Here is a 19,116-nt window from a genome sequence, read left to right as displayed (position 1 = left end):
GAGCTTTCCCCTATGCATTGACCATCTTATAAACCGCCTCGACCACATCGCCGATCGTGCGCGCCGTTTTGAAATCCTCCGGCTTGACCGCCTTGCCGGTTATTTCCTTCAGCCTGACGATCATATCGACCGCATCGATGCTGTCGAAATCGAGGTCTTGATACAGCCGCGCCTCCAGCGTAATGTCCTCTTTGTCCAATTCAAACATCTCGACCATCAAGCCCTGAATGGCCGCCAAAATTTGTTCACGATTTTCCATCATTTTCTCAACTGCGCGCGGTTTGAATATAGTTGGCCAAGGCGGAAATCGAGGCGAATATTTTCGTCACGTCTTCTTTTTCGGCGTTGATTTTAACATTATATTTTTTTCGGATCGCGAGGCCCAGTTCGAGCGCGTCGATCGAATCGAGCCCGAGCCCTTCGTTGAACAGCGCCGCATCGCTGTCGATGTCATCGACGCCGATATCCTCCAGGTCCAGCGTCTCGATGATCAATTGTTTCAATTCATTTTCCATGGTTCTGATAGATTTCTCTCTGTTCGGTAAAATAATCCTGTAAAAACTGATTCAAACGGCGCACCGCGATCGATTTGGGTTCAATCTGCTGAAACGGTTCCAGCGGGATGTCCTCGCCGACATGCATCGCCAGATGAAAACGCTGACGGTAAGGAATGCTGTACCACGGCTCGGCCTTGGTCAAGGTGCTCGGATAACAGGACAGAGTGACCGGCGTGACGATTTTTCCGGCCTGCAAGGCGATCGCGGCGGCCCCGCGTTGAAAGCGGTAAGGCTTGCCGGGCACCGAACGGGTGCCTTCCGGAAAAATGATCATCGAGCCGCCCGCGCGCAGCCAGTTCACGCATTCCTCTATCATCTGTTCGGGATCGCCGTTGCTGATGTAACCCGCATTCAAAATCGGCCCGCGCATGGCCGGATTGCGCCAGAGCGACGCCTTCACGATGCAGCTGGCTTCCCTGACCCGGCTGATCAGAAACACGATATCGACCAGCGTCGGATGGTTCGCGATGATCAATTGGCCTGGCCGGTTCAATTTTTCGAGCCCGACGATCTCATAAGTCATGATGCCGATCTGGTGCATCAGGCCGATGAACACATAAAAACTGTAATGCACCACGTGCTGGCCGCGTTTGATCCGCTCCCGGCGGCTGCCGGGTAAGACCGACAGGAGCGGAAATACCAGCACCCAGAGCAGAAACCCGCCGACGCCGAAGGCCGTGAAACTGACTGCGGTGCCGAAAAGCCGCCAAAGATAGGTCAGCTTGTAGATTAAATTTTTTCCCATCGCCAACCGCGCCCCTGAAAACTCAAACCGGACTCCGTGTTGTCGCCCTGCAAAAAATCGATAAACGGCGGCAATTGCAGCGGCTGCTCGCGGTCATCCAGGCATTCCGGCGCGCGGCTCAAATGCAGCGCCATGCCCGCCCCACCCAAGGATAGACGAAGTGCCAGGGCGCAAGGAAATTCGGCATTCAATTTAAACGGAGCGAGAGGATAAAAGTCGGCGATCGGCTCATCGTACAGGACCACGAGCACCTGTTCGGCGCCTTCCTGCAACAGACCGAGCGCTTCTAGGAAAGCCGGCGCGAGGCCATCGAGCCCAGGTGCCATTACCGTGATTTCCTGTTGATTGTGGTAGGCGATCGAATACAGCCCCGCGATCGCATTATGCACCGACAAACTGAATGCGGTCGGCGATAGTTCCTCGCCGGCCTGAATCATTTGCAGCATTTCGAGCGCTTTGCCAACCTCGCCATGCGCGGAACTGAAGACCGTCGGCAAGGTTTCTCCGGGCTTCAGGCATTGATCGATCGCATTGAAAACCAATCTGGCCAACGGGCTCAAACGGCGCTGCTGTAACTTCGGGATGAAATCGGGTACTTTGGGCAAACCGTTGCTGATTTCCCGCGCGCCGAGCCGAAAGCCGCTCCAGCCATCCTTGCTGTGCAGACCCGGCGCGCAGACGCCCCAGTCATTCAGCACAAAATCGGCAACCTTAGGGATGGCGAGCATGGTTCGTCGAAAAAACTAGGCAGAGGTCGAGTAACAGAGACACGGCTAAAAAATTTCAATCAAAGGCGCGTTTATACCATAAAACGCGCGCCGAGCGCATTTTGGCAAATTCGGCTGCGTAAATGTTAAACTAGGCCATCGCAACTTTTGGGTAAAAGAGAAACCGATCGATGAACATCACACAAACTGCATCTTCTTTTGCCGGCATCGTCTTGCTGGCGTTATTGAACGGCTGCGCCTCCACCGCGCCCGAAACGAAAGCCGCAGAAGCCGCGCCCGCGCCGCGGGTCAACGACTTCCCGACCCGCGACCGCGTCGAATATGTGCTGAACTGCGTCGCTCAACACGGCGGCCTGAGCTACATCACCCAATACGCCTGCGGCTGCAAAATCGACAAGATCGCCGAAAAAATGTCTTTCGCCGATTTTGAAGCCGCAAAGACCTTCGGCTATTTGCGCAGCACGCCCGGCGAAGCCGGCGGCGTTTTCCGCGATCCGAAGCAAGCGAAGGACCTGCGCAAGGTGCTGAAAGAAGCCGAAGCGTATGCCGAGAGGCAATGTTTTGTGAAATAACCGCCGTCATCGGGCGCAATAGGCTATACTCCTATTGCGTCCAAATGATTCCTGGCTTGTCGCCACCTTTGCGGTAAGAAAAGAGGCTGCCCACGCTTGGCAACCCATAGCGCTAGCTAGCCCGCTCAAAAAAGTGAACTATTTCACAATAATCCGGTGAGTAACTTCACAGAAACCCTCTTCCCGCTGCTTTAGGATGTAGCGTGGCGTAATCGTTCCACCTTGCTCCTTCGATCATCGTTGCAACATCAGGATCGGCTTGTTCGAGCTTCGAACTTAATTATGGGGACATCAGATATGCATCGTTCGGCCACCCTTACCCAAAACGGCTTTCTCGAAATGCTGAATATTTTTGACTGCGTCAAGTCTTCTTTGGTCGTATCCGGCCATTACGACGCGGCGACCGCTGGCAGCAAAGCCTCGTATCCCGGAGTCGTGGAAACTCTGTCGTTCGAAACCGGGGCGGATTTGGTGCGCCGCGCGCATAGGCTGTCTAAAAACTGCCGCCTGGCGCTATGGGTCAATGACATGGCGATCAGCCAGGCGGAACGCGACGACTTCAAACAAAATTACACCCTGCCGTATCCATACGCCGAAATCCTCCGCCGTCATCAGCTGAAGGATCACGACATTTGCGTGCTCTATGAAAGTGCGCTACGCAACCAGGCAGAAACGGGACTGCGCGCCATTTATAAAAAAATGCCGTACCTGTTTGACCGGATCGAGGCAACGGATACAGCGTTGCTTCGGAGTGTGGGCGCTGCAGCCTCCCGTCCGACCGAACCGGGGGCGGAGCAGACCGCTTATGTGATTCGGGGCCCCTATCGGGAGTCGCTCGTCCTGAAGGACGGGCCGCATCCGCAATATAATCTGATCCTGGCCACCTTGTTGCATGAACTTAACAAACGCTTCTCGCCCGGCATGATCATCACCATCTTTAACGAAACCGATGTGTACCGTCTGAGTCTCGGCATGCACGTGGCAAGAACGCTGTTTGGCCTGGCCACGCCAATGATGAACGTCTATTGCGATCACGAAGAATTAAGCGCATTCAACTTCGCGTCTATCCCGCCCAAATACCGGCGATAACTGCATTCTTACGCAGGCTCGGTCAGACGGCTTATATACCACCTGACCGGCGATTGCCTTGCATTATCCGGCCTACAGCTTACTTAACCTCGAATGTTTCGCTATATGTCGAGCCTTTTGCACAGGCATCCCGCGCGATCGGGCTTTCGCAGGAAGTATCTCTGATTTCCGCTTTCAAGACCCCGGCCGATGGCGGCACGAAATAGAATCGGAAATTCGGGTCCGAACTGATCGCAATATCGGTCTTCGCTGTCAACACCGGCTTGCCGTTGAAGGTGACTTTCAACTGCTCGATAAAATGCGACTTCTTGACGAAGCGCGTCATCTGATCCATCTGCATGCCGGTAATGTTCGGATGGCTGATCATCAATTGCACCAGATTCGGTTCGGCCGTTTTGACGCCGCCATCGAGCCGGAATTTCATTTTGCCGAGCCGTTTCAACGAGGCATCGAGATCGGCGCCGATCGGCGCGGAACAGCCGCCGCTCGCTTTCACGAATTTCTTCGTCATCACCAGTCTGCCGTCGTTCAATTCGGCGATCGCGCGAATATAGCTGTAGGTATTGACCCGTATCCGCATCGCCAGATCGGCCTTGCCGCTGTCGGGCGTCAAGGCAAACTCGCCGACGAAAGGAAACGGATTTTTATCGACCAGCACCAGGATTTTTTTGATGTAAGTGTCCTGCGTCTGCGGGATTTTGCTGACGATTTTCAACGGCACCAGCGCCGGATCTTCGGCCCGGTAAGGCGCTTCGAGTTCTATCACTTCATTGCCTTCCGTAATCGTTTTACCGGCAAAATATTGATTTTTTAGCGTCGCGTTCCATTCGTTTTCATCGCCTTCGGCAAAGGCCGCCAATGGTGGCATGGACAAAACCAGCACAAGCGATAGAAATTTAGTCACATTCATTTTTGTTTAACCCGATGATGGAATAATTTTTTCATTATGAGGCCTGCGCATAGCAAGGACAACCCTAAACAGCAGAGCGGCCGGCCCCATTCTTGCGGTTTACAGCATAGGCTATTGTAACCGCTGTCTCGGGAACCCTATAATGAAACACGGCTCAAAGAGAAGCTAAATCGATCTCTGCAATCCCATCGTCAAAACCTTAGACTGCGAGGTTCAAATGTATCAATGGATAATCGCCCTGCTCCTGGCCAGCATCCTGTCCGGTTGCGGCTATAACGACCTCCAGGTTAGCGATGAAGACGTCAAGGCCGGCTGGGCGGAGGTGCTGAATCAATACAAGCGCCGCGCCGATCTGGTGCCTAATCTGGTCAATGTGGTCAAGGGCTACGCGGCTCACGAAAAGGATGTCCTGGCCGAAGTCACCGAGGCGCGCGCTCGCGTCGGCGCGATCCAGGCCACGCCCGAACTGGTCAACGATGAGGAAGCGTTCAAAAAATTCATCGCGGCCCAGGGCCAGATGACCGGCGCCCTATCGCGTCTGCTGGCGGTAGCCGAGAATTATCCGCAGCTGAAGGCCGACGGACTGTTTCGCGATTTACAGGCACAATTGGAGGGAACCGAAAATCGCATCACGGTCGCGCGCAATCGCTACATAGACACCGTAAAGAACTACAACGTGATCGTACGCTCGCTGCCGACCAACCTCACCGCGATGCTGTTCGGCTACAAAACCAAGCCCAGCTTCACGGTCGAAAACGAGCAGGCCGTCACCGAACCGCCAAAAGTCGATTTCGGCGCGCCGGCCCCGGCGCCCGGCCGGTAAAATGATTCGGATGCGGTCGCGGCTCAGGCCGGCTTTAGGACTGATTCTGCTGCTGTTCCTCGGTACAGCTTTGGCGCAGCTTGCGCTGCCCGATTTGTCGAGGCGCGTGACCGATCTGACCGGCACGCTCACCGCCGAGCAGACGAACGCGCTCGAAAACAAGCTCGCCGCATTCGAAACAGAAAAAGGCAGCCAGATCGCGGTGCTGATCATCGATACCACGCAGCCCGAAGACATCGCCGCCTACGGCATCAGGGTCGCGGACGCCTGGAAAATCGGCCGAAAAAATATCGACGACGGAGCGATTTTGATCGTCGCCAAGAACGACCGCCGATTGCGGCTCGAAGTCGGCTACGGACTCGAAGGCGTACTTCCCGACGCCGTAGCCAAACGCATCATTGCCGACACCATCAAGCCTTACTTCAAGCAAGGCGAATACGCCGCCGGCATCGATGCCGGCGTGACTGAGATCATGGATCTGATCCGGGGCGAGGCTTTGCCTGCGCCACAGGCAAGCGCCGATAATGCCCCCTCGGAATCGGCTTTCTTGTTCATCCTGGGCGCCGGCCTGATCGCGGGCTTCATCCTGTCCCTGATACTGGGACGTCCCCTGGCAGGCTTGATCGCAGGGCTCGGCTGTACGGCCGTGTCGGCGCTGTTCTTCGGCTTGGGATTTGCGATCTTTTTGGGCATCATGGTGTTCTTTCTGATCATCGGCGGCAACCGCTATAGCGGCTGGTCCAGCGGCGGCGGTTATCGCAGCGGCGGTGGCGGTGGCGGTGGCGGCTCCTGGGGCGGCGGCGGGGGCGGTTTCGGCGGCGGAGGCGCGTCAGACTCATGGTAAATATCAAACGTTGGCTCAAACATCTGTTCATGCCGCCCTGGCGCTGGCGCGCGGCCTTTCCTTCGGCCACGCTGAAAGCCATCGAACAGGCGATCGGCCAATCCGAAATCCGGCACCGCGGCGAGCTGCGCTTTGCGGTCGAAAATACGCTGCCGCCCATGCAGGTGTGGCGTGGACGCACGGCCGCCGACCGGGCGCAGCAAATTTTTTCCGATTTGCGCATCTGGGACACCGAAGAGAACAGCGGCGTCCTGATTTATCTGATGCTGGCCGACCGGGAGGTCCATATCGTCGCAGATCGCGGCATCGCCCGGCGCGTTGCGCAAACCGAATGGGACGCGATTGCCTCGGCGATGCAGCAGGCTTTTCAGCGCGGCGATTTCCGGGATGGCGCACTGACCGGCATCGAATCCATCACCAGCCTGCTTACAACGCATTTTCCCGCCGCTGCGCTGAACCCCAATGAACTGCCGAACCGGCCCGTCGTTATCAAGGAATAAATGCCGAATCTTAACCTGCTCCGTCACCCCGATACCCCTTGTCCAGCCATCGATTCCTTGCAGGTTGAACTCGAACGCTGCGCCGGAAACAGTATCATGCTGCACTATCGCTTGACCGGCGACCTCACCACGATTCTGCTCCCCGAACCGAAGCCTGCCGTCGAGACCGACGGACTGTGGCAGCATACCTGTTTTGAACTGTTTGCCGCCCACGCCGGCACGCCGGCCTATTATGAATTCAACTTTTCGCCTTCAGGCCAATGGGCTGCCTATGCTTTCGAAAATTACCGGCAACGCAGGCCGTGGACGCTCAGTCGGCCGCCCGTCTTGGCGTTAACGCAAACTCGAAATGAATTAATGCTCACCGCTAAAATCGCGGTTTCCGAGTTGCCGTTTGACGGCGGCGTGGACTCCCTGCAATTAGGACTCAGCGCGGTCGTCGAGTCGATGACTGGAGGCATCTCCTATTGGGCCTTGCAGCATCCGGGCGAGCGACCCGATTTTCACGACCGCGCGGGTTTTGTGTGCCTGCTGTAAACCTGATAAGCTTCAAGCCCTTTCGCCAAGCAATTTTTTTCGACAACGCACTTTCCGCAGCCACTCGCCCATGAAATTTGGCATAGACCGCTTACTTGAAGACTCCCGCCTGCGCGCGCCCTTGACCGGCAAGCGCATCGCCCTGCTCGCGCACCCGGCCTCGGTCACCCAGGATTTGACGCACAGCCTGGATGCTCTTGCCCGGCTTCCCGATGTGCAGCTCAGCGCGGCTTTCGGCCCGCAACACGGCCTGCGCGGCGACAAACAGGACAATATGATCGAATCGCCCGATTTCATCGATCCTCTGCACGGCATTCCGGTGTTCAGCCTGTACGGCGAGGTGCGCCGCCCGACCGCGGCGATGATGGACACGTTCGATATCTTGCTGGTCGATCTGCAGGATTTGGGCTGCCGGATTTATACCTTCATCACGACCCTGCGCTATGTGCTGGAAGCGGCGGCGGAGCACCAGAAATCGGTCTGGATTCTCGACCGCCCGAATCCTGCCGGCCGGCCGGTCGAAGGCTTGACGCTACGCTCCGGCTGGGAAAGTTTCGTCGGCGCGGGGCCGATGCCGATGCGCCACGGCCTGACGATCGGCGAAATGGCGCTCTGGTTTATCGCGACGCTCATGCTCGATGTCGATTGCCGGGTCATCATGATGGAAGACTGGGACCCAAACGCCGCCCCCGGCTACGGCTGGCCGCTCGGCGAGCGCACCTGGATCAATCCAAGCCCGAATGCGCCGAATCTCTGGATGACTCGCTGTTATGCCGGCACCGTGCTGCTCGAAGGCACCACGCTGTCCGAGGGCCGCGGCACCACCCGTCCGCTCGAGTTGTTCGGCGCGCCCGATCTCGATGCACGAAAATTGGTCACCACGATGCAGGCGCTCGCGCCGGCATGGCTCAGAGGCTGCCGTCTGCGCGAATGCTGGTTCGAGCCGACTTTTCACAAGCATGCCGGAAAGTTGTGCGCCGGCGTGCACATCCATGTCGAGGATCCGTCGTACAATCATGACCTATTCCATCCCTGGCGCCTGCAGGCACTGGCGTTCAAGGCGCTGCGCCGCTTGTATCCGGATTATCCCTTGTGGCGCGACTTCCCTTACGAATACGAACTCGATCGTCTGGCGATCGATGTGATCAACGGCTCGCCGTTACTGCGCGAATGGGTCGATGACGCGGAGGCCGAAGCGGGTGATCTGGAAAGGCTCGCGCACCGGGATGAAGAAGACTGGCAGGACAGTCGCTCGCCGGCTCTACTCTATTGATTGGGGACTCTGACGACCGGCGCCTTCGCTTCGCAAATAGCGGGCCTTCGGCGTATACTGGCCGGGTCTTTACCGGAAAAACCTGCCGCCCATGCAATTTTCGCTGCCGATCGACCTGCTGGCTTTCACCGCCAGCAGTGCGTTGATACTGCTCTACTATCTGTTTTTAAGCTGGCGCACCCGCCGCGATTCCAATTTCAGCGTACACCGTTTCAACCGGAAGGTGCGCGAAGCCTGGGTCGAGATGGTGGCCAAGAGCGGCAAGATGGATATTCTGGCCGTGCAGACCCTGCGCAATTCGGTGATGGCCGCCAATTTCATGGCCTCGACGTCGGTGCTGCTGATCATCGGCACGCTGAATATCAGCGACAAGATCGAAAAATGGGCCTATGCCTGGCACCCCGGATCGGCAGCCGAAAGCGTAGGCGGTGAATTATGGCTGATCAAACTCGGTTTATTGGTGCTCGATTTTTTTATCGCCTTCTACTGTTTCACGATGGCGATACGTTTCTTCAATCATGCCGGCTACATGGTCAATCTATTGGCGGGGTCGCCCGAAGCCGGCGTTTCGTATGCACAGGCCTGCGCCTATCTGAACCGGGCCGGCGCTTATTATACCTACGGCACCCGCAGCTTTTTTCTCAGTCTGCCGCTGATTCTCTGGTTTTTCGGGCCCTATGCCCTGGTTTTGGCGACGCTGATTCTGATCGCGGCGTTATACAAACTGGACCGGGCGCCCTGATCCCCTCCTTGGGGCCTGGTATTTCCTCAGGCATTACTCGCCCGCGTCCGGTTTCGAAACACTTTCGTCAAAATCGTTTCCGTCCTGCATCGGCGGTTCCAGCAAGTGATTCAGCCAGGCTTCCGCAGCGGCCCGCTGATTTTCCAACACCGTATTCGGCCACAGCCCGAAGGAGATCACCAGTGCGCCTAACAGGCAAAGGACGCCGAGTTCGCGCGGGCGCAGATCCTGCAATTGCCTGACCGCGGCGCTTGCGGTCGGCCCCATGAAGGCGCGGCGCGTAAACGACGTCATGTAGGCCGCGCTGAGGGCCGCACCGGCCAGCGCCGCTATGGCAAGGCTCGGATGCGAAGTCAAGGCGCTGACAATCAACAACAATTCGGCCGGGAAGCCGTTGGTTCCGGGCACCCCCAGACTGGCTAGCATGAACAGGAAATAAAAGCCGGTCAACCGCGGCATCACCTTGGCGAGTCCGCCCATGTGAATTCTTTCGGTGCTGCCGAGGCGATGGTGAATGAAGCCTGCGATCAGCATCAAGGCGCTCGCATCGACCGAAAAATTGACCAATTGAAACAGCGCGCCCTGAATGCCCTGCATGTTCAGCGATGACAATCCCACGATGATCAGGCCGATATGGCTGATGCTGGCATAAGCCAGCATGCGGCGTAAATTGCTTTGCTGCAAAGCGACCAGCGCGCCGTAGATCAAGGTGACCGCGCCGATGATGCCGAGCGCCCAGTTATATTCGACCGCCGCGGTCGGCGAGAGCGGCATCGCAAACCGGATGATGCCGTAAACGCCCAGTTTCAGCCCGGTCAGCAAGGCGGTCATCTGCGTCGAGCCTTCCATCGCAACGGTCGGCAGCCAGGTATGAAAAGGCGGCAAAGGCGCCTTGACCGCAAAACCGAGCATCAGCAGCAAAAATACCGCCGCTTCCCAATGCCCGGACAACGGCGTGGCCAGCAGCGCCGGCAGGCTAAACGTCAGATCGTTCGGAACAGCGCCCTTGATCGCGTTGACATGATTGAAGGCGAGCAGAATGATCGCAAACAACAAGGCGACGCCGCCGAACAGCATGACCAGGGTGTATTTGATCGCCGCATTGCGCCGGCCGGGACCGATGCCCCAGAGGCCGATCAAGAAGAAGATCGGCGGCAGCGTCAGTTCCCAAAACAAAAAGAACAGCATCATGTCCATCGCGCAAAACACGCCCATCGTGATGCCTTCGAGCGCCAGCAGCAGGGACAGATGAAAACGCGGCAGGCGCTGCACCGAATTCCAGGTCGCGAGCAACGTCACTAAAGTCAGCAACGCCGACAGCGGCAACAGCAGGATAGAGACGCCATCGACGCCGAGAAAATACTCGATGTGTAAATGCTCGATCCAGACATGATGTTCAACCCATTGCAGCTCGTTGCCGCTGTCTGCGCGAAAGCTTTGGACGGCAAACAGCGCAACGGCCAATTCCAGGCCAGCAATCAGCAAGGCGCTCCATTTCGCGGCCCTCAGGTTGCGGATAAAACCGAGCGCAAGCGCGCCAAGCAAAGGCAGCCAGATCAGGGCGCTGAGCAACGGAAATTCTGTCGCATTCATGGCTGTTCTTCCTCGATTTGGAGCTGATCCGGTTGCACTTCCTCCTCCGTTGGCCCGTGCTGCATCGAACTGTGGATCGGGTAGCCTTTCGTGATCATCGACGCATCCTGGTCGACCAGCCTGAGCCAGGGCCGCATATAAAAGCCGGTGCCGATCAACAAGACGCAGATGACCGCGGTAATCAGGCGCTCTTTAAACACCGGATGATGCAGGCTCGAATAAGGCTGTGCAAAGCGTTTGCAACTGGCCAAAAACATGCGCTGAAAGGCCCAAAGAATAAAGGCCGCGGCCAGCAGGTTGCCGGTCAAAATCGCGATCGCGAGCAGCCAGCCGTGCTCTTCGATGGTGCCCTCGATAATCAGGTGGGTCGCATCGAATCCGGGCGTGCCGGGCTTGACCAGCGTACTCAACGCCGATACCAGAAACAGCATGCCCAGGGTCAGATTCGAATCGAACAAACCGCCCAGCCTTGGCATCAACGCGGTGCCGGTACGTTCATAAATCAGGCCGACGCTGAACAGCATGCCGGCGGTCGCGAGGCCATAGGCAACCGACAGCATGATGCTGCCTTCGAGTCCGAAATCGTTAAAGCAGAATAAACCGATCACCAGAATGCCGGTCTGACTGAGCACCGCAAACGCCAACAGCCGCCGGATATTGATTTGCAATAAAGCCATCACCGCGCCGTAGAAAATACTGATCAAGGCCAACATCAACACCAGACCCGCCCAATTTTCGGCGACACCGGGCAACAGCGGCAGGATGAAGCGCAGCACCGCAAAAACGCCAAGCTTCAGACCGACCAGAAAAACCGCGCAGCTGGCGACCGTCCCATGTTCGGCCAGGATCGGCAGCCAGCCGTGAAACGGAAACAACGGCATCCTCACCGCGAAGCCATAGAACAACAACACGAAAACCAAAGTCTCGTCATGCAGATACGCATTGTTGTGTTTGATCGTGAGCCAGTCGAAAGTCAAAGGATGCTCGGAATCGATCAGGCCGAAACCCAGCAGCAAAAATCCGCCGAGGGTCATCAACAAAGCGCTGAGCCAGTATTGCAGAAAGCGGTCGACCGCCCAGCGCCGGCGCTGTCCGGTCCCGGAGTGCAGCGTCAAATAAATCACCGGTAACATTTCCAGGACGCTCCAGATCCAGAACTGCATCACGTTTAAAGCCGCAAAAGCGCCGATTAAAACCGTTTCGTAACCCAATACGCTGGCCACATAGGCACGGTCGCGATAACGCTCCTTCGCATGCGAAAAGGTATAGAGCATCACCAAAAAAGAAATCACCGCGGTCAGCGGGATGAACAGAATATTGACGCCGTCGACGCCGACCGTATAACTGAGCCCGGCAAAATGCGCCTGTTCGACCAGATGGATGCCGGATTCCTCGGCATCGAATACCGCAAGCAAATAGACACTCAACAGCACGTTCAAGGCCGTGCCGGCAAAACCGAAGCGCAAAGCTGTCGTGAACGAGCGCGAATAGAGCACCAGGGCCATCGCGGCAAGCGGTGCCAACGTCATCGTTGTCAAGACCGGAAAAGCGGCGGCTTCGGTCCAAGGAGTAACGGGAAAATGCATCAGCGCCTCAAAATGCGACCAGCAGGGTTATGAACACGAACAGCACCAGATAGCGCGGCCTTAAAATAAACGCTTCGAAGCGATTGCCGAACCGCCCGATCCGCCGGCCCAAATCCGTAGCATTCTTGCCATAGCCGCGCAACATGAAGCGGCTCTCAAGTCCGTGGATCAGGGCCGCCGTCCATTCGGCCAGCTTGCCGGCCAGGCCGCTGCCTTGCGCAAACTGGTCGGAGTCCTCGTTCAGGCGCGCGCCGATTTTTTGCTCCTGATATTGCGCCAGCGACGAGATCGCGCGTATCGCGGGTTCTGGGGAACCCAAGATCCGGTCGATGATCGAGTCGTCGAAATATCTGAGGTCATGAGACAAGCGCCCTATCGGCCTGACCAGCAAACTATCGGCCAGGGAATCCAGCCAGAACCGTTGCAAGGAGGCGGTATAAGCCCAATAATTTTTGGCCAGCGCCGGCTCGATCGGTTTGATCGGATTACCCAGTACATTGTGCATCAGCGACGGCGCCGCCAGTAATTGATAGGCGCGAACGACCACATGCGCGCATAAATGCCAGCCCGCCAATTGCCAGAATCCCAGTCCGCATTCGAAAAACATCAATCCCAATTGCACAGAGGTCGCCGCAATCAGCGAGGTCTTGACATCGGTTTGAGTCAGTCCGAGCAGATAACTGTAAATCGCGGTCGCCAAACCGACCACGGCCAGCGTCCCCATCGCAAACGGCGACATTTCAAAGAGCGGCTCCAGCAGGCAGACCAGAAAAACGCCCGCATGCACCATCACCGAGCCGTAAAAAACCGCGCTCGACGGCGTCGGGCCTTCCAGCGCGCGCAATAGCCAGGGCGTAAACGGCAACTGCGCGGATTTGACAAACGCCGCCAGCGCAAAACAAAACGCGATGCCGGTCGCTTCGCCGGTTGACAATTGCGCGGCCAGCGCATTCAACTGGGTCCAATCGACGCTTTCCGCAAAGGCATAGCTGAGCCCGATCGCGATCACGAAAGCGGCGTCGCCGAGGCGGTTGGTGACAAAGACACGCGTCGCATTCGCGGCGGCAACCGGACGGTCGTAAGCATAGGCGATCAGCAAATAGGAGCACAACCCGGCGATTTCCCAGCCCATGAAAGTCCCGACCGCGTTGCCGGACAACACCAGCCACTGCATCGCGGCCGAAAATAACGTCAACACGAAAAAGAAGCGGTGAAAACCGACTTCCCGGTGCATGTAATTGACCGAGAAGCGGAGCACGACGGCCAAAATGACCCCGAACAAGGCGGATAAGCGCAGCCCGAATCCCTGAGTCAGAAAGTTGATCGAAACTTCGAAGCTATCGCTTTGCAGCCAGGTTCCAAGATTGAACGTGCCCCGGTTCATGCCGAGCACATCGGCGCCGTAGAGCGTCAATGACAACAGGCTGGACATCGTGACCGTCCACAAGGCGATGCCGGCGGTCAGACCTTCTTTTTCTTCGCCGCTCAGCCAGTCGAACAGGACGCCGAGCCCCAGTATCAGCGCGGCGCAAAATGGCAGTAAAGGAATCAGGAAAACCAGTGAATCCATGCTTAGGCTCCCGCCGCTGCCGCTTGTCTGACCAGAACCGGGTCGACCGGCCCGGTTTGATCGCGGTAGGCGGCCTGCGAATTCTCGACCGTCACAATCGGCATCTCTTCTCCCTGCCAGCGTACAAAGCCCTTGCCGCGTTCGAACACAGAGATGTCGCCTGTCTCGGGATCGAGCGCATGTAAATGAATCCAGCCGTTCGCGATCAATTCGCGAAGCGAAGCCTGGCGCTGGTAAATGTGTTCGAGCACGGCGGTTTTGGCCTCGACGATCACCTGCAGGCGCATCGGCTCATGAATCTCGATCATCTGACTCGGCAAGCCGGTGCGCAGGTCGCTGCTCGCGCCTTCCATCACCCCGAACAGTCCGATCACATTATGCGGCGTTTTGGTGCCGCAGCCGAAGCGGTCATTATCGACCGTCGAAAAATAATATTCCAAATTAATCCCGGCCCCGACAGGCCCTACCGCCAGCAATATATTTTCGACGATCAGCCCTTCGGGGTCTTGCGTCGGATCGTAGGAAATCAAAAACATCCGGCGATCGAAAAAAGCGCCCTGACTGATCGACCGGCGGCCGATCACGGCGCAAGCGTTCGTCGCATGCCCCAATTCCGGCCGCGCTTGCGAAAAATCGTCGGCGCGCTCCTCGATATGCGCGAGCGCTTCATCCAGCGTCGGATTGCGCGGCGCAGAAGCCAGCCGCCGGCAGCGTTCATGCGCGGACCTTCGCCGCACCTCTGACAAGGTGGCGTGGAGTTTCTGCAACGCCGGTTGCAGCGCGGCCGGCACGTCGCTTTGATCGAACCAGATAATCTCTTCGTTGCAGGTATTATGTTCGGCGCCGATGAACCAGGTGTCCGCCGGCACGTCGATGCCGCGTTCTCCCAAGAGCTTGCGGATTTCCGGCCGGTTCGCCATCGCCGCGAACACGCGCGCGTTCGGACCGCCGTGCCGCCCGCTGCAGGCGCCGCAGTCATAGGCCGCCCGATGCGGATTGTTCTGGCTGCTCGAACCGTGCCCGACCAGCACGACCAACGGCGCGAAGCCATAGGTCAAGCCGGTGCTTTTCAGAAATCCTGCGACCCTATCGGCCTGCTCGTTATCGCTAAATCCCGATTTCGGCAGCTCCGGCACGGCGGTTTTCGGCTCGGCCGCGATAAACTGCAACCGCGTCGGCACTTCCGGCGCCACGGCTCCGGCCAGGCGGCTCAGCAGGCGGCTTTGCGGCTTCGGCAGCAAGGCCTTGGCCAAGAGCCCCAACAAAGCCGCCGGGGCGAACAGATCGATCAAGAGATGCGCGGACCAGATGCGGCGGCGTAACCCGTGATGCAGCAGATTGCCGAGCCCGAGATTCAGCTTGCGGCCCTCGTTATGCCGCCGTAGAGCCTCCTCGCTTCCCGAACGCGCAACTTCCCGGACTTCATTGACCGGCGTCACGACGACCGGACACAGCGGCGAAGTTTTGCTGTCATCCAAGCCCTTGTAATACATCGGCATGCCGAAAAATCCGGCCGCGCCGAGCGTTTCGACTGCCGGGCTGACTTCTTCGAGATGGCGCCGGAAACTTTCCTCGCGCTCGTCCATGCAAAAAATCAATTGCGCCTCCGGGCGCAGCTTACGGCTAACCCAACGCCCCCGTCCCCGATTCGCGCACAAGGCCTGAAACAGCTTTTCGCGGTAATTGTGCTCGTAAGCCGTCAGCCAGACCTTGCCGCGCTCCGGTAACGAAAACGCTTTCAGCAGCTTGAGTAAGGCCTCGACATCATCCCCGGACAAGGTTTCGACCGCATCGCCGCCCATCCCCAAATGCTGGCACAGGCGAAACAGCCGCCAGCCGCTGCGCCAGTGATAATGCCGGGATTCCTGCCGGGCCAGAGGACTCAATTGCCAGGTGCGGATCTGATCGGAAAGCTCCTTCCATTCCTCTCTAAAATGCCGCTCGGAACGCGCGCGGATAATCAGGGCCTTGGCTTTGTGCGCGAGATACTCCGGCAATTCGCCCTTGTACAATTCGCTGCGCACCATCAATTCGGAAAGGTTTTTCCGGAAATAGCTTTCGATCGTGGTGAGTCTGGCTTCGATTTTCCAGACATCCCGGCAAATCTGGCCGAGCCAGAGCCGGTCATAGATCAGCCGGATCGCCAGATAATCGGCAAGATTGATGTCCGCCGCATTGGCGGTGTTGTAGTTTGGATGCTGCTGCCGCCAGTTGATCATGCCCGACCAGCCCGGCAGCTCCAGCGCCAGCCGCCGCAAATAGTCGGCCCATTGGGCACGGGGAAGATTCAGGTAGGTCAACTGCTGGATGACCGCATCGAAAGCGTCCTCCGGAAGCCCATCCACCAGCCTGGACCAATCCGGCAACTCCAGAAAAACCGGATTCACATCGCACTGAAACATCTTGCGCCAGCCGGCATACAGGCCCAAGGACTCACGTTCCGGCAACTGCCAGGGCGCCATGCCTTCGTCCAGCGCCGAGGCGCAGATCCGAATCAACTGGGGTTTGATCACGTCGAGAATGTCGATGCCGGTGATCGCCCGAATGAAGCCGCCCAAGGTCAGGCCGTCGCCGACTTCCGCCAATAAACGGCTCAATGTGGCGCCGGCTTCCGTACGCATCCATTCATGCAAGGTTTGGTTGGCGCCGTCCGGCTGATCCTGCATCGCCAAAGCCAGCCATTCCTCGGCCTGCTCCAGAGACAAATCGAGCAGGTTTTCGGGGTGCGGAACGGTTTCTTGAAGATTCAGTTTGGCCAGCACGCTGTGCCAAAGCTGCCGGACCCGCTGCTTTTCGTCAAGGGATGACGCCCCCTCGCCGAGCAAACAGGCCCTGACCGCCTTCGGCACATCCTGTTGCACCTTGTCCAAGGCCTCCAATTCGTCGATATTCCAGTTCAACTGGCTTTCGGTGATCGGTTCCAGATCGAACAGCAAGGCGATCCGGTAAATGTCCTGGCGCAGAATGTTTTTGCCTTGGACAATACAAACGATGGCGTCGGCGTTTAAATCCTGATGCTGGCTGAGGGCGGCGGATAAATCGGCAGCGCTGATTCGGCCTTGCCGGTAATAGCCGCGGAACTTGCTATCGGGCAGATAGCCCTGAATACCGGTCATCCGTTCCACCGCCGCCAGGGCCTCTTCGAAAGGCAGGTGCTGATAACCGTGCAGGGTATTGTGATGCACGAAATCGAGAATCGGCGCCTGCCCCGGCAACACATGGTCCAGTTCATGCAATAGATGGTCGATCTCGGCGCGCAATGCGGCAGTATCGAGGTCTTCGTGGATTGCTGATGTCATCGCGTGTTCCTGCATGCCTATACCTACGGCGACACCAGTGAATAAAGGTGGGTGATGGTCGCTTCGGACAAATCGATCAACGGCTGCGGCATGATGCCCAGAATCAGGATGCCGCCGACCAGTATCCCGGCCGTGAACATCTCGGGCGCGGTCAGGTCGCCGATATGCTGCATCTTGGCTTTGACTGGCCCCGTAAACAGCAGGCCGACGGTCCGTATCGCATAGGAAGCGCTCAATAAAATGCCGACACCGAATAGAGCCATCCAGCCGCCCCATTGTTCAAAACCGCCGATCAGCGCGTGCAATTCGGCAACAAAACCGACCGTGCCCGGCAAGCCCATCGCGGCAAACAGGGCCAATGTCGTGAACACCGCAAAACGCGGCGTCACTTGCACCAACGAACTGTAATCCTGAATATTGCGGGTATGCGTTCTTTCATAAAGCAAACCGACCAAGAGAAACATCGCCGCGGCGATAAAGCCGTGCGCGGTCATTTGCAATACCGCGCCGGTCATGCCGGTCTTATTCAGCGAGGCGATGCCCAGCAAAACGATGCCCATATGACTGATAGACGAATAGGCCACCATCGCTTTCAAGTCGGTCTGCCGCCAGGCCAGCAGGCCGCCGTAGATGATCCCGATCAACGCCAGAATCATCAACGTGTGCTGAAAAAATTGCGCCGCCTGCGGCAGCATCGCGATCGCGCGCAGCAAGCCGTAAGCCCCCATTTTCAATAAGATGCCGGACAACAAGATGCTGACCGGACTGGGCGCTTCGACATGCGCCAAAGGCAGCCAGCCGTGCAGCGGGAAAATCGGCATTTTTACGCCGAAACCGATGATCAGACCGAGCAACACCAGAATCTGTTCGGTTCTGGACATCGAGTAGGTGGATTGACTCAGCGAAGCCATCAGCGAGCCGCCGTAGTCGAGATCGTACTGGCTGATCGCCAGCAGGCTGATCAGCATGAAAATCGACCCGCCCATCGTATATAGCACGAAATTCAGGCTGGCCGCATGACGCCGGCTGCCGCCCCAGCGCCCGATCAGAAAAAACAGCGGGATCAGCGTCACTTCCCAGAAAACATAGAATAACGCCCAGTCCTGGGCGAGAAACACCCCCAGCATGCCGAATTCGAGCAGCAGGAGGCAAAAATAAAAGCCCTTGACGCCGCTGGTAATCACATGGGAGGCTAGCAGGGCGCAAAATGTCAACAGCGCGGCCATGAACACCATCGGCATCGACAGACCGTCTACGCCCAGCGAATAGGCGCTGCCGACATCCGGATTCAACACAAAAAACTCGGTGAATTGCAATTGCGCCTGAGCCGAATCGAAAAGCGCCAACAGCCGGCAGACAAAAACCAAGGTCAGCAGTGAAAAGGTCTGCGCGACCAAACGAATGGAGAACGCGTTGTGCCCCGGCATGACCGCGAGCAGCAAGGCTCCCAGCGCCGGCGTCCAAAGCAATATGCTGAGTATCCCCATGTCGATATGATCCTTTAGACTGCATAAAGCAGATCAGTCTAGATTAGCAATACAAAAAACGAGCGCGACCGGCAAGCGTTTTCCGTTCCAGTTTTTACAAAAATCCTTCCGCCTTGCCCACACAAGGAAGCGAAGTCACGCCACGTATAGGTATCGACTCGATACAATAACCACGGCGGGCCGCCATTATACCTTTCCCTAGTGCCAAGGCAAGTCGTCTGAGTCTGCTCGCAAAGCATCAAGCCGTGCAAATGCGGGCAT

At 57.5% G+C, this 19,116-nt stretch carries 18 protein-coding genes; 8 read left to right on the top strand and 10 right to left on the bottom strand.

The genetic code is table 11. The features are described 5' to 3' along the window. Positions 1-10: 10 nt before the first annotated feature. Genes METLA_RS0101565 through METLA_RS0101550 form a run of 4 tightly spaced genes read right to left on the bottom strand, consistent with a single transcriptional unit; the run spans position 11 to position 2,030 of the window. Positions 11-259, bottom strand: a complete 249-nt coding sequence (locus METLA_RS0101565) for an acyl carrier protein (RefSeq protein ID WP_024296876.1) — start codon at positions 257-259, stop codon at positions 11-13. 7 nt (positions 260-266) lie between these two features. Continuing rightward, on the bottom strand, positions 267-515 hold the full coding sequence (locus METLA_RS0101560; protein ID WP_029646313.1) for a phosphopantetheine-binding protein: 249 nt from the start codon (positions 513-515) through the stop codon (positions 267-269). Next, positions 505-1,302: a lysophospholipid acyltransferase family protein gene (locus METLA_RS0101555; RefSeq protein WP_024296874.1), complete on the bottom strand. Its 798-nt coding sequence runs from the start codon at positions 1,300-1,302 to the stop codon at positions 505-507. The genes METLA_RS0101560 and METLA_RS0101555 overlap by 11 nt, the downstream gene beginning before the upstream one ends. Beyond that, entirely contained in the window at positions 1,287-2,030 is a 744-nt protein-coding gene (locus tag METLA_RS0101550) for a beta-ketoacyl synthase chain length factor (RefSeq protein ID WP_024296873.1), read from the bottom strand. The genes METLA_RS0101555 and METLA_RS0101550 overlap by 16 nt, the downstream gene beginning before the upstream one ends. Positions 2,031-2,200: 170 nt before the next feature. On the opposite strand from METLA_RS0101550, the gene METLA_RS0101545 reads away from it, so the two are divergent. Together METLA_RS0101545 and METLA_RS0101540 are read left to right on the top strand one after the other, a co-directional pair. Next, positions 2,201-2,602, top strand: a complete 402-nt coding sequence (locus METLA_RS0101545; protein WP_024296872.1) for a Rossmann-fold NAD(P)-binding domain-containing protein — start codon at positions 2,201-2,203, stop codon at positions 2,600-2,602. Between the two features lie 297 nt (positions 2,603-2,899). Continuing rightward, on the top strand, positions 2,900-3,691 hold the full coding sequence (locus tag METLA_RS0101540) for a hypothetical protein (RefSeq protein ID WP_024296871.1): 792 nt from the start codon (positions 2,900-2,902) through the stop codon (positions 3,689-3,691). 79 nt (positions 3,692-3,770) lie between these two features. On the opposite strand, the gene METLA_RS0101535 is transcribed toward METLA_RS0101540, so the two are convergent. Further along, on the bottom strand, positions 3,771-4,601 hold the full coding sequence (locus METLA_RS0101535; RefSeq protein WP_024296870.1) for a quinoprotein dehydrogenase-associated SoxYZ-like carrier: 831 nt from the start codon (positions 4,599-4,601) through the stop codon (positions 3,771-3,773). Between the two features lie 217 nt (positions 4,602-4,818). Here METLA_RS0101535 and METLA_RS0101530 point away from each other — a divergent pair, with 217 nt between their 5' ends. From METLA_RS0101530 to METLA_RS0101505, 6 genes are all read left to right on the top strand, one after another. Then, positions 4,819-5,424 (top strand): LemA family protein, encoded by a 606-nt coding sequence (locus METLA_RS0101530; RefSeq protein WP_024296869.1) that lies wholly within the window; start codon positions 4,819-4,821, stop codon positions 5,422-5,424. Position 5,425: 1 nt separating this feature from the next. Continuing rightward, positions 5,426-6,268 (top strand): TPM domain-containing protein, encoded by an 843-nt coding sequence (locus METLA_RS23675; RefSeq protein WP_281171920.1) that lies wholly within the window; start codon positions 5,426-5,428, stop codon positions 6,266-6,268. Continuing rightward, complete coding sequence (locus METLA_RS0101520) at positions 6,262-6,768, top strand: TPM domain-containing protein (RefSeq protein WP_024296867.1); 507 nt, start codon at positions 6,262-6,264, stop codon at positions 6,766-6,768. Before METLA_RS23675 ends, METLA_RS0101520 begins: the two co-directional genes overlap by 7 nt. After that, positions 6,769-7,305 carry a DOMON-like domain-containing protein gene (locus METLA_RS0101515; RefSeq protein WP_024296866.1) on the top strand — a complete coding sequence of 179 codons (537 nt, stop codon included), beginning with the start codon at positions 6,769-6,771 and terminating at the stop codon, positions 7,303-7,305. A gap of 70 nt (positions 7,306-7,375) precedes the next feature. Then, positions 7,376-8,578, top strand: a complete 1,203-nt coding sequence (locus METLA_RS0101510) for an exo-beta-N-acetylmuramidase NamZ family protein (RefSeq protein WP_024296865.1) — start codon at positions 7,376-7,378, stop codon at positions 8,576-8,578. Between the two features lie 91 nt (positions 8,579-8,669). Beyond that, positions 8,670-9,320: a DUF599 domain-containing protein gene (locus METLA_RS0101505; RefSeq protein ID WP_024296864.1), complete on the top strand. Its 651-nt coding sequence runs from the start codon at positions 8,670-8,672 to the stop codon at positions 9,318-9,320. Between the two features lie 33 nt (positions 9,321-9,353). On the opposite strand, the gene METLA_RS0101500 is transcribed toward METLA_RS0101505, so the two are convergent. From METLA_RS0101500 to METLA_RS0101480, 5 genes are read right to left on the bottom strand one after another with little or no spacing between them, the layout of a single operon-like run. Further along, positions 9,354-10,913 carry a complex I subunit 4 family protein gene (locus METLA_RS0101500; protein WP_024296863.1) on the bottom strand — a complete coding sequence of 520 codons (1,560 nt, stop codon included), beginning with the start codon at positions 10,911-10,913 and terminating at the stop codon, positions 9,354-9,356. After that, positions 10,910-12,499, bottom strand: coding sequence for a complex I subunit 4 family protein (locus METLA_RS0101495; RefSeq protein WP_024296862.1), 1,590 nt, complete (start codon positions 12,497-12,499; stop codon positions 10,910-10,912). Before METLA_RS0101495 ends, METLA_RS0101500 begins: the two co-directional genes overlap by 4 nt. 7 nt (positions 12,500-12,506) lie before the next feature. Beyond that, on the bottom strand, positions 12,507-14,069 hold the full coding sequence (locus METLA_RS0101490) for a proton-conducting transporter transmembrane domain-containing protein (RefSeq protein ID WP_024296861.1): 1,563 nt from the start codon (positions 14,067-14,069) through the stop codon (positions 12,507-12,509). A 2-nt stretch (positions 14,070-14,071) separates the two neighbouring features. Beyond that, the gene (locus tag METLA_RS0101485) at positions 14,072-17,368 is read right to left on the bottom strand and encodes a DUF2309 domain-containing protein (protein WP_152539345.1); all 3,297 of its coding nucleotides are present in this window, start codon (positions 17,366-17,368) and stop codon (positions 14,072-14,074) included. Between the two features lie 23 nt (positions 17,369-17,391). Beyond that, positions 17,392-18,855: a complex I subunit 4 family protein gene (locus METLA_RS0101480; protein WP_024296859.1), complete on the bottom strand. Its 1,464-nt coding sequence runs from the start codon at positions 18,853-18,855 to the stop codon at positions 17,392-17,394. Positions 18,856-19,116: the final 261 nt, after the last annotated feature.

It is taken from the genome of Methylomicrobium lacus LW14 (genome assembly GCF_000527095.1).
Classification (GTDB): Bacteria; Pseudomonadota; Gammaproteobacteria; order Methylococcales; family Methylomonadaceae; genus Methylomicrobium; species Methylomicrobium lacus.
The sequence above is the reverse complement of the archived record's forward strand: the minus strand, read 5'-3'. Positions and strand labels throughout refer to the sequence as shown.

What these genes read in the sequence shown, in the direction of transcription:
- METLA_RS0101565 (WP_024296876.1), bottom strand. Translation starts at nt 259, where the DNA reads ATGGAAAATCGTGAACAAATTTTGGCGGCCATTCAGGGCTTGATGGTC.
- METLA_RS0101560 (WP_029646313.1), bottom strand. Translation starts at nt 515, where the DNA reads ATGGAAAATGAATTGAAACAATTGATCATCGAGACGCTGGACCTGGAG.
- METLA_RS0101555 (WP_024296874.1), bottom strand. Translation starts at nt 1,302, where the DNA reads ATGGGAAAAAATTTAATCTACAAGCTGACCTATCTTTGGCGGCTTTTC.
- METLA_RS0101550 (WP_024296873.1), bottom strand. Translation starts at nt 2,030, where the DNA reads ATGCTCGCCATCCCTAAGGTTGCCGATTTTGTGCTGAATGACTGGGGC.
- METLA_RS0101545 (WP_024296872.1), top strand. Translation starts at nt 2,201, where the DNA reads ATGAACATCACACAAACTGCATCTTCTTTTGCCGGCATCGTCTTGCTG.
- METLA_RS0101540 (WP_024296871.1), top strand. Translation starts at nt 2,900, where the DNA reads ATGCATCGTTCGGCCACCCTTACCCAAAACGGCTTTCTCGAAATGCTG.
- METLA_RS0101535 (WP_024296870.1), bottom strand. Translation starts at nt 4,601, where the DNA reads ATGAATGTGACTAAATTTCTATCGCTTGTGCTGGTTTTGTCCATGCCA.
- METLA_RS0101530 (WP_024296869.1), top strand. Translation starts at nt 4,819, where the DNA reads ATGTATCAATGGATAATCGCCCTGCTCCTGGCCAGCATCCTGTCCGGT.
- METLA_RS23675 (WP_281171920.1), top strand. Translation starts at nt 5,426, where the DNA reads ATGATTCGGATGCGGTCGCGGCTCAGGCCGGCTTTAGGACTGATTCTG.
- METLA_RS0101520 (WP_024296867.1), top strand. Translation starts at nt 6,262, where the DNA reads ATGGTAAATATCAAACGTTGGCTCAAACATCTGTTCATGCCGCCCTGG.
- METLA_RS0101515 (WP_024296866.1), top strand. Translation starts at nt 6,769, where the DNA reads ATGCCGAATCTTAACCTGCTCCGTCACCCCGATACCCCTTGTCCAGCC.
- METLA_RS0101510 (WP_024296865.1), top strand. Translation starts at nt 7,376, where the DNA reads ATGAAATTTGGCATAGACCGCTTACTTGAAGACTCCCGCCTGCGCGCG.
- METLA_RS0101505 (WP_024296864.1), top strand. Translation starts at nt 8,670, where the DNA reads ATGCAATTTTCGCTGCCGATCGACCTGCTGGCTTTCACCGCCAGCAGT.
- METLA_RS0101500 (WP_024296863.1), bottom strand. Translation starts at nt 10,913, where the DNA reads ATGAATGCGACAGAATTTCCGTTGCTCAGCGCCCTGATCTGGCTGCCT.
- METLA_RS0101495 (WP_024296862.1), bottom strand. Translation starts at nt 12,499, where the DNA reads ATGCATTTTCCCGTTACTCCTTGGACCGAAGCCGCCGCTTTTCCGGTC.
- METLA_RS0101490 (WP_024296861.1), bottom strand. Translation starts at nt 14,069, where the DNA reads ATGGATTCACTGGTTTTCCTGATTCCTTTACTGCCATTTTGCGCCGCG.
- METLA_RS0101485 (WP_152539345.1), bottom strand. Translation starts at nt 17,368, where the DNA reads ATGACATCAGCAATCCACGAAGACCTCGATACTGCCGCATTGCGCGCC.
- METLA_RS0101480 (WP_024296859.1), bottom strand. Translation starts at nt 18,855, where the DNA reads ATGGGGATACTCAGCATATTGCTTTGGACGCCGGCGCTGGGAGCCTTG.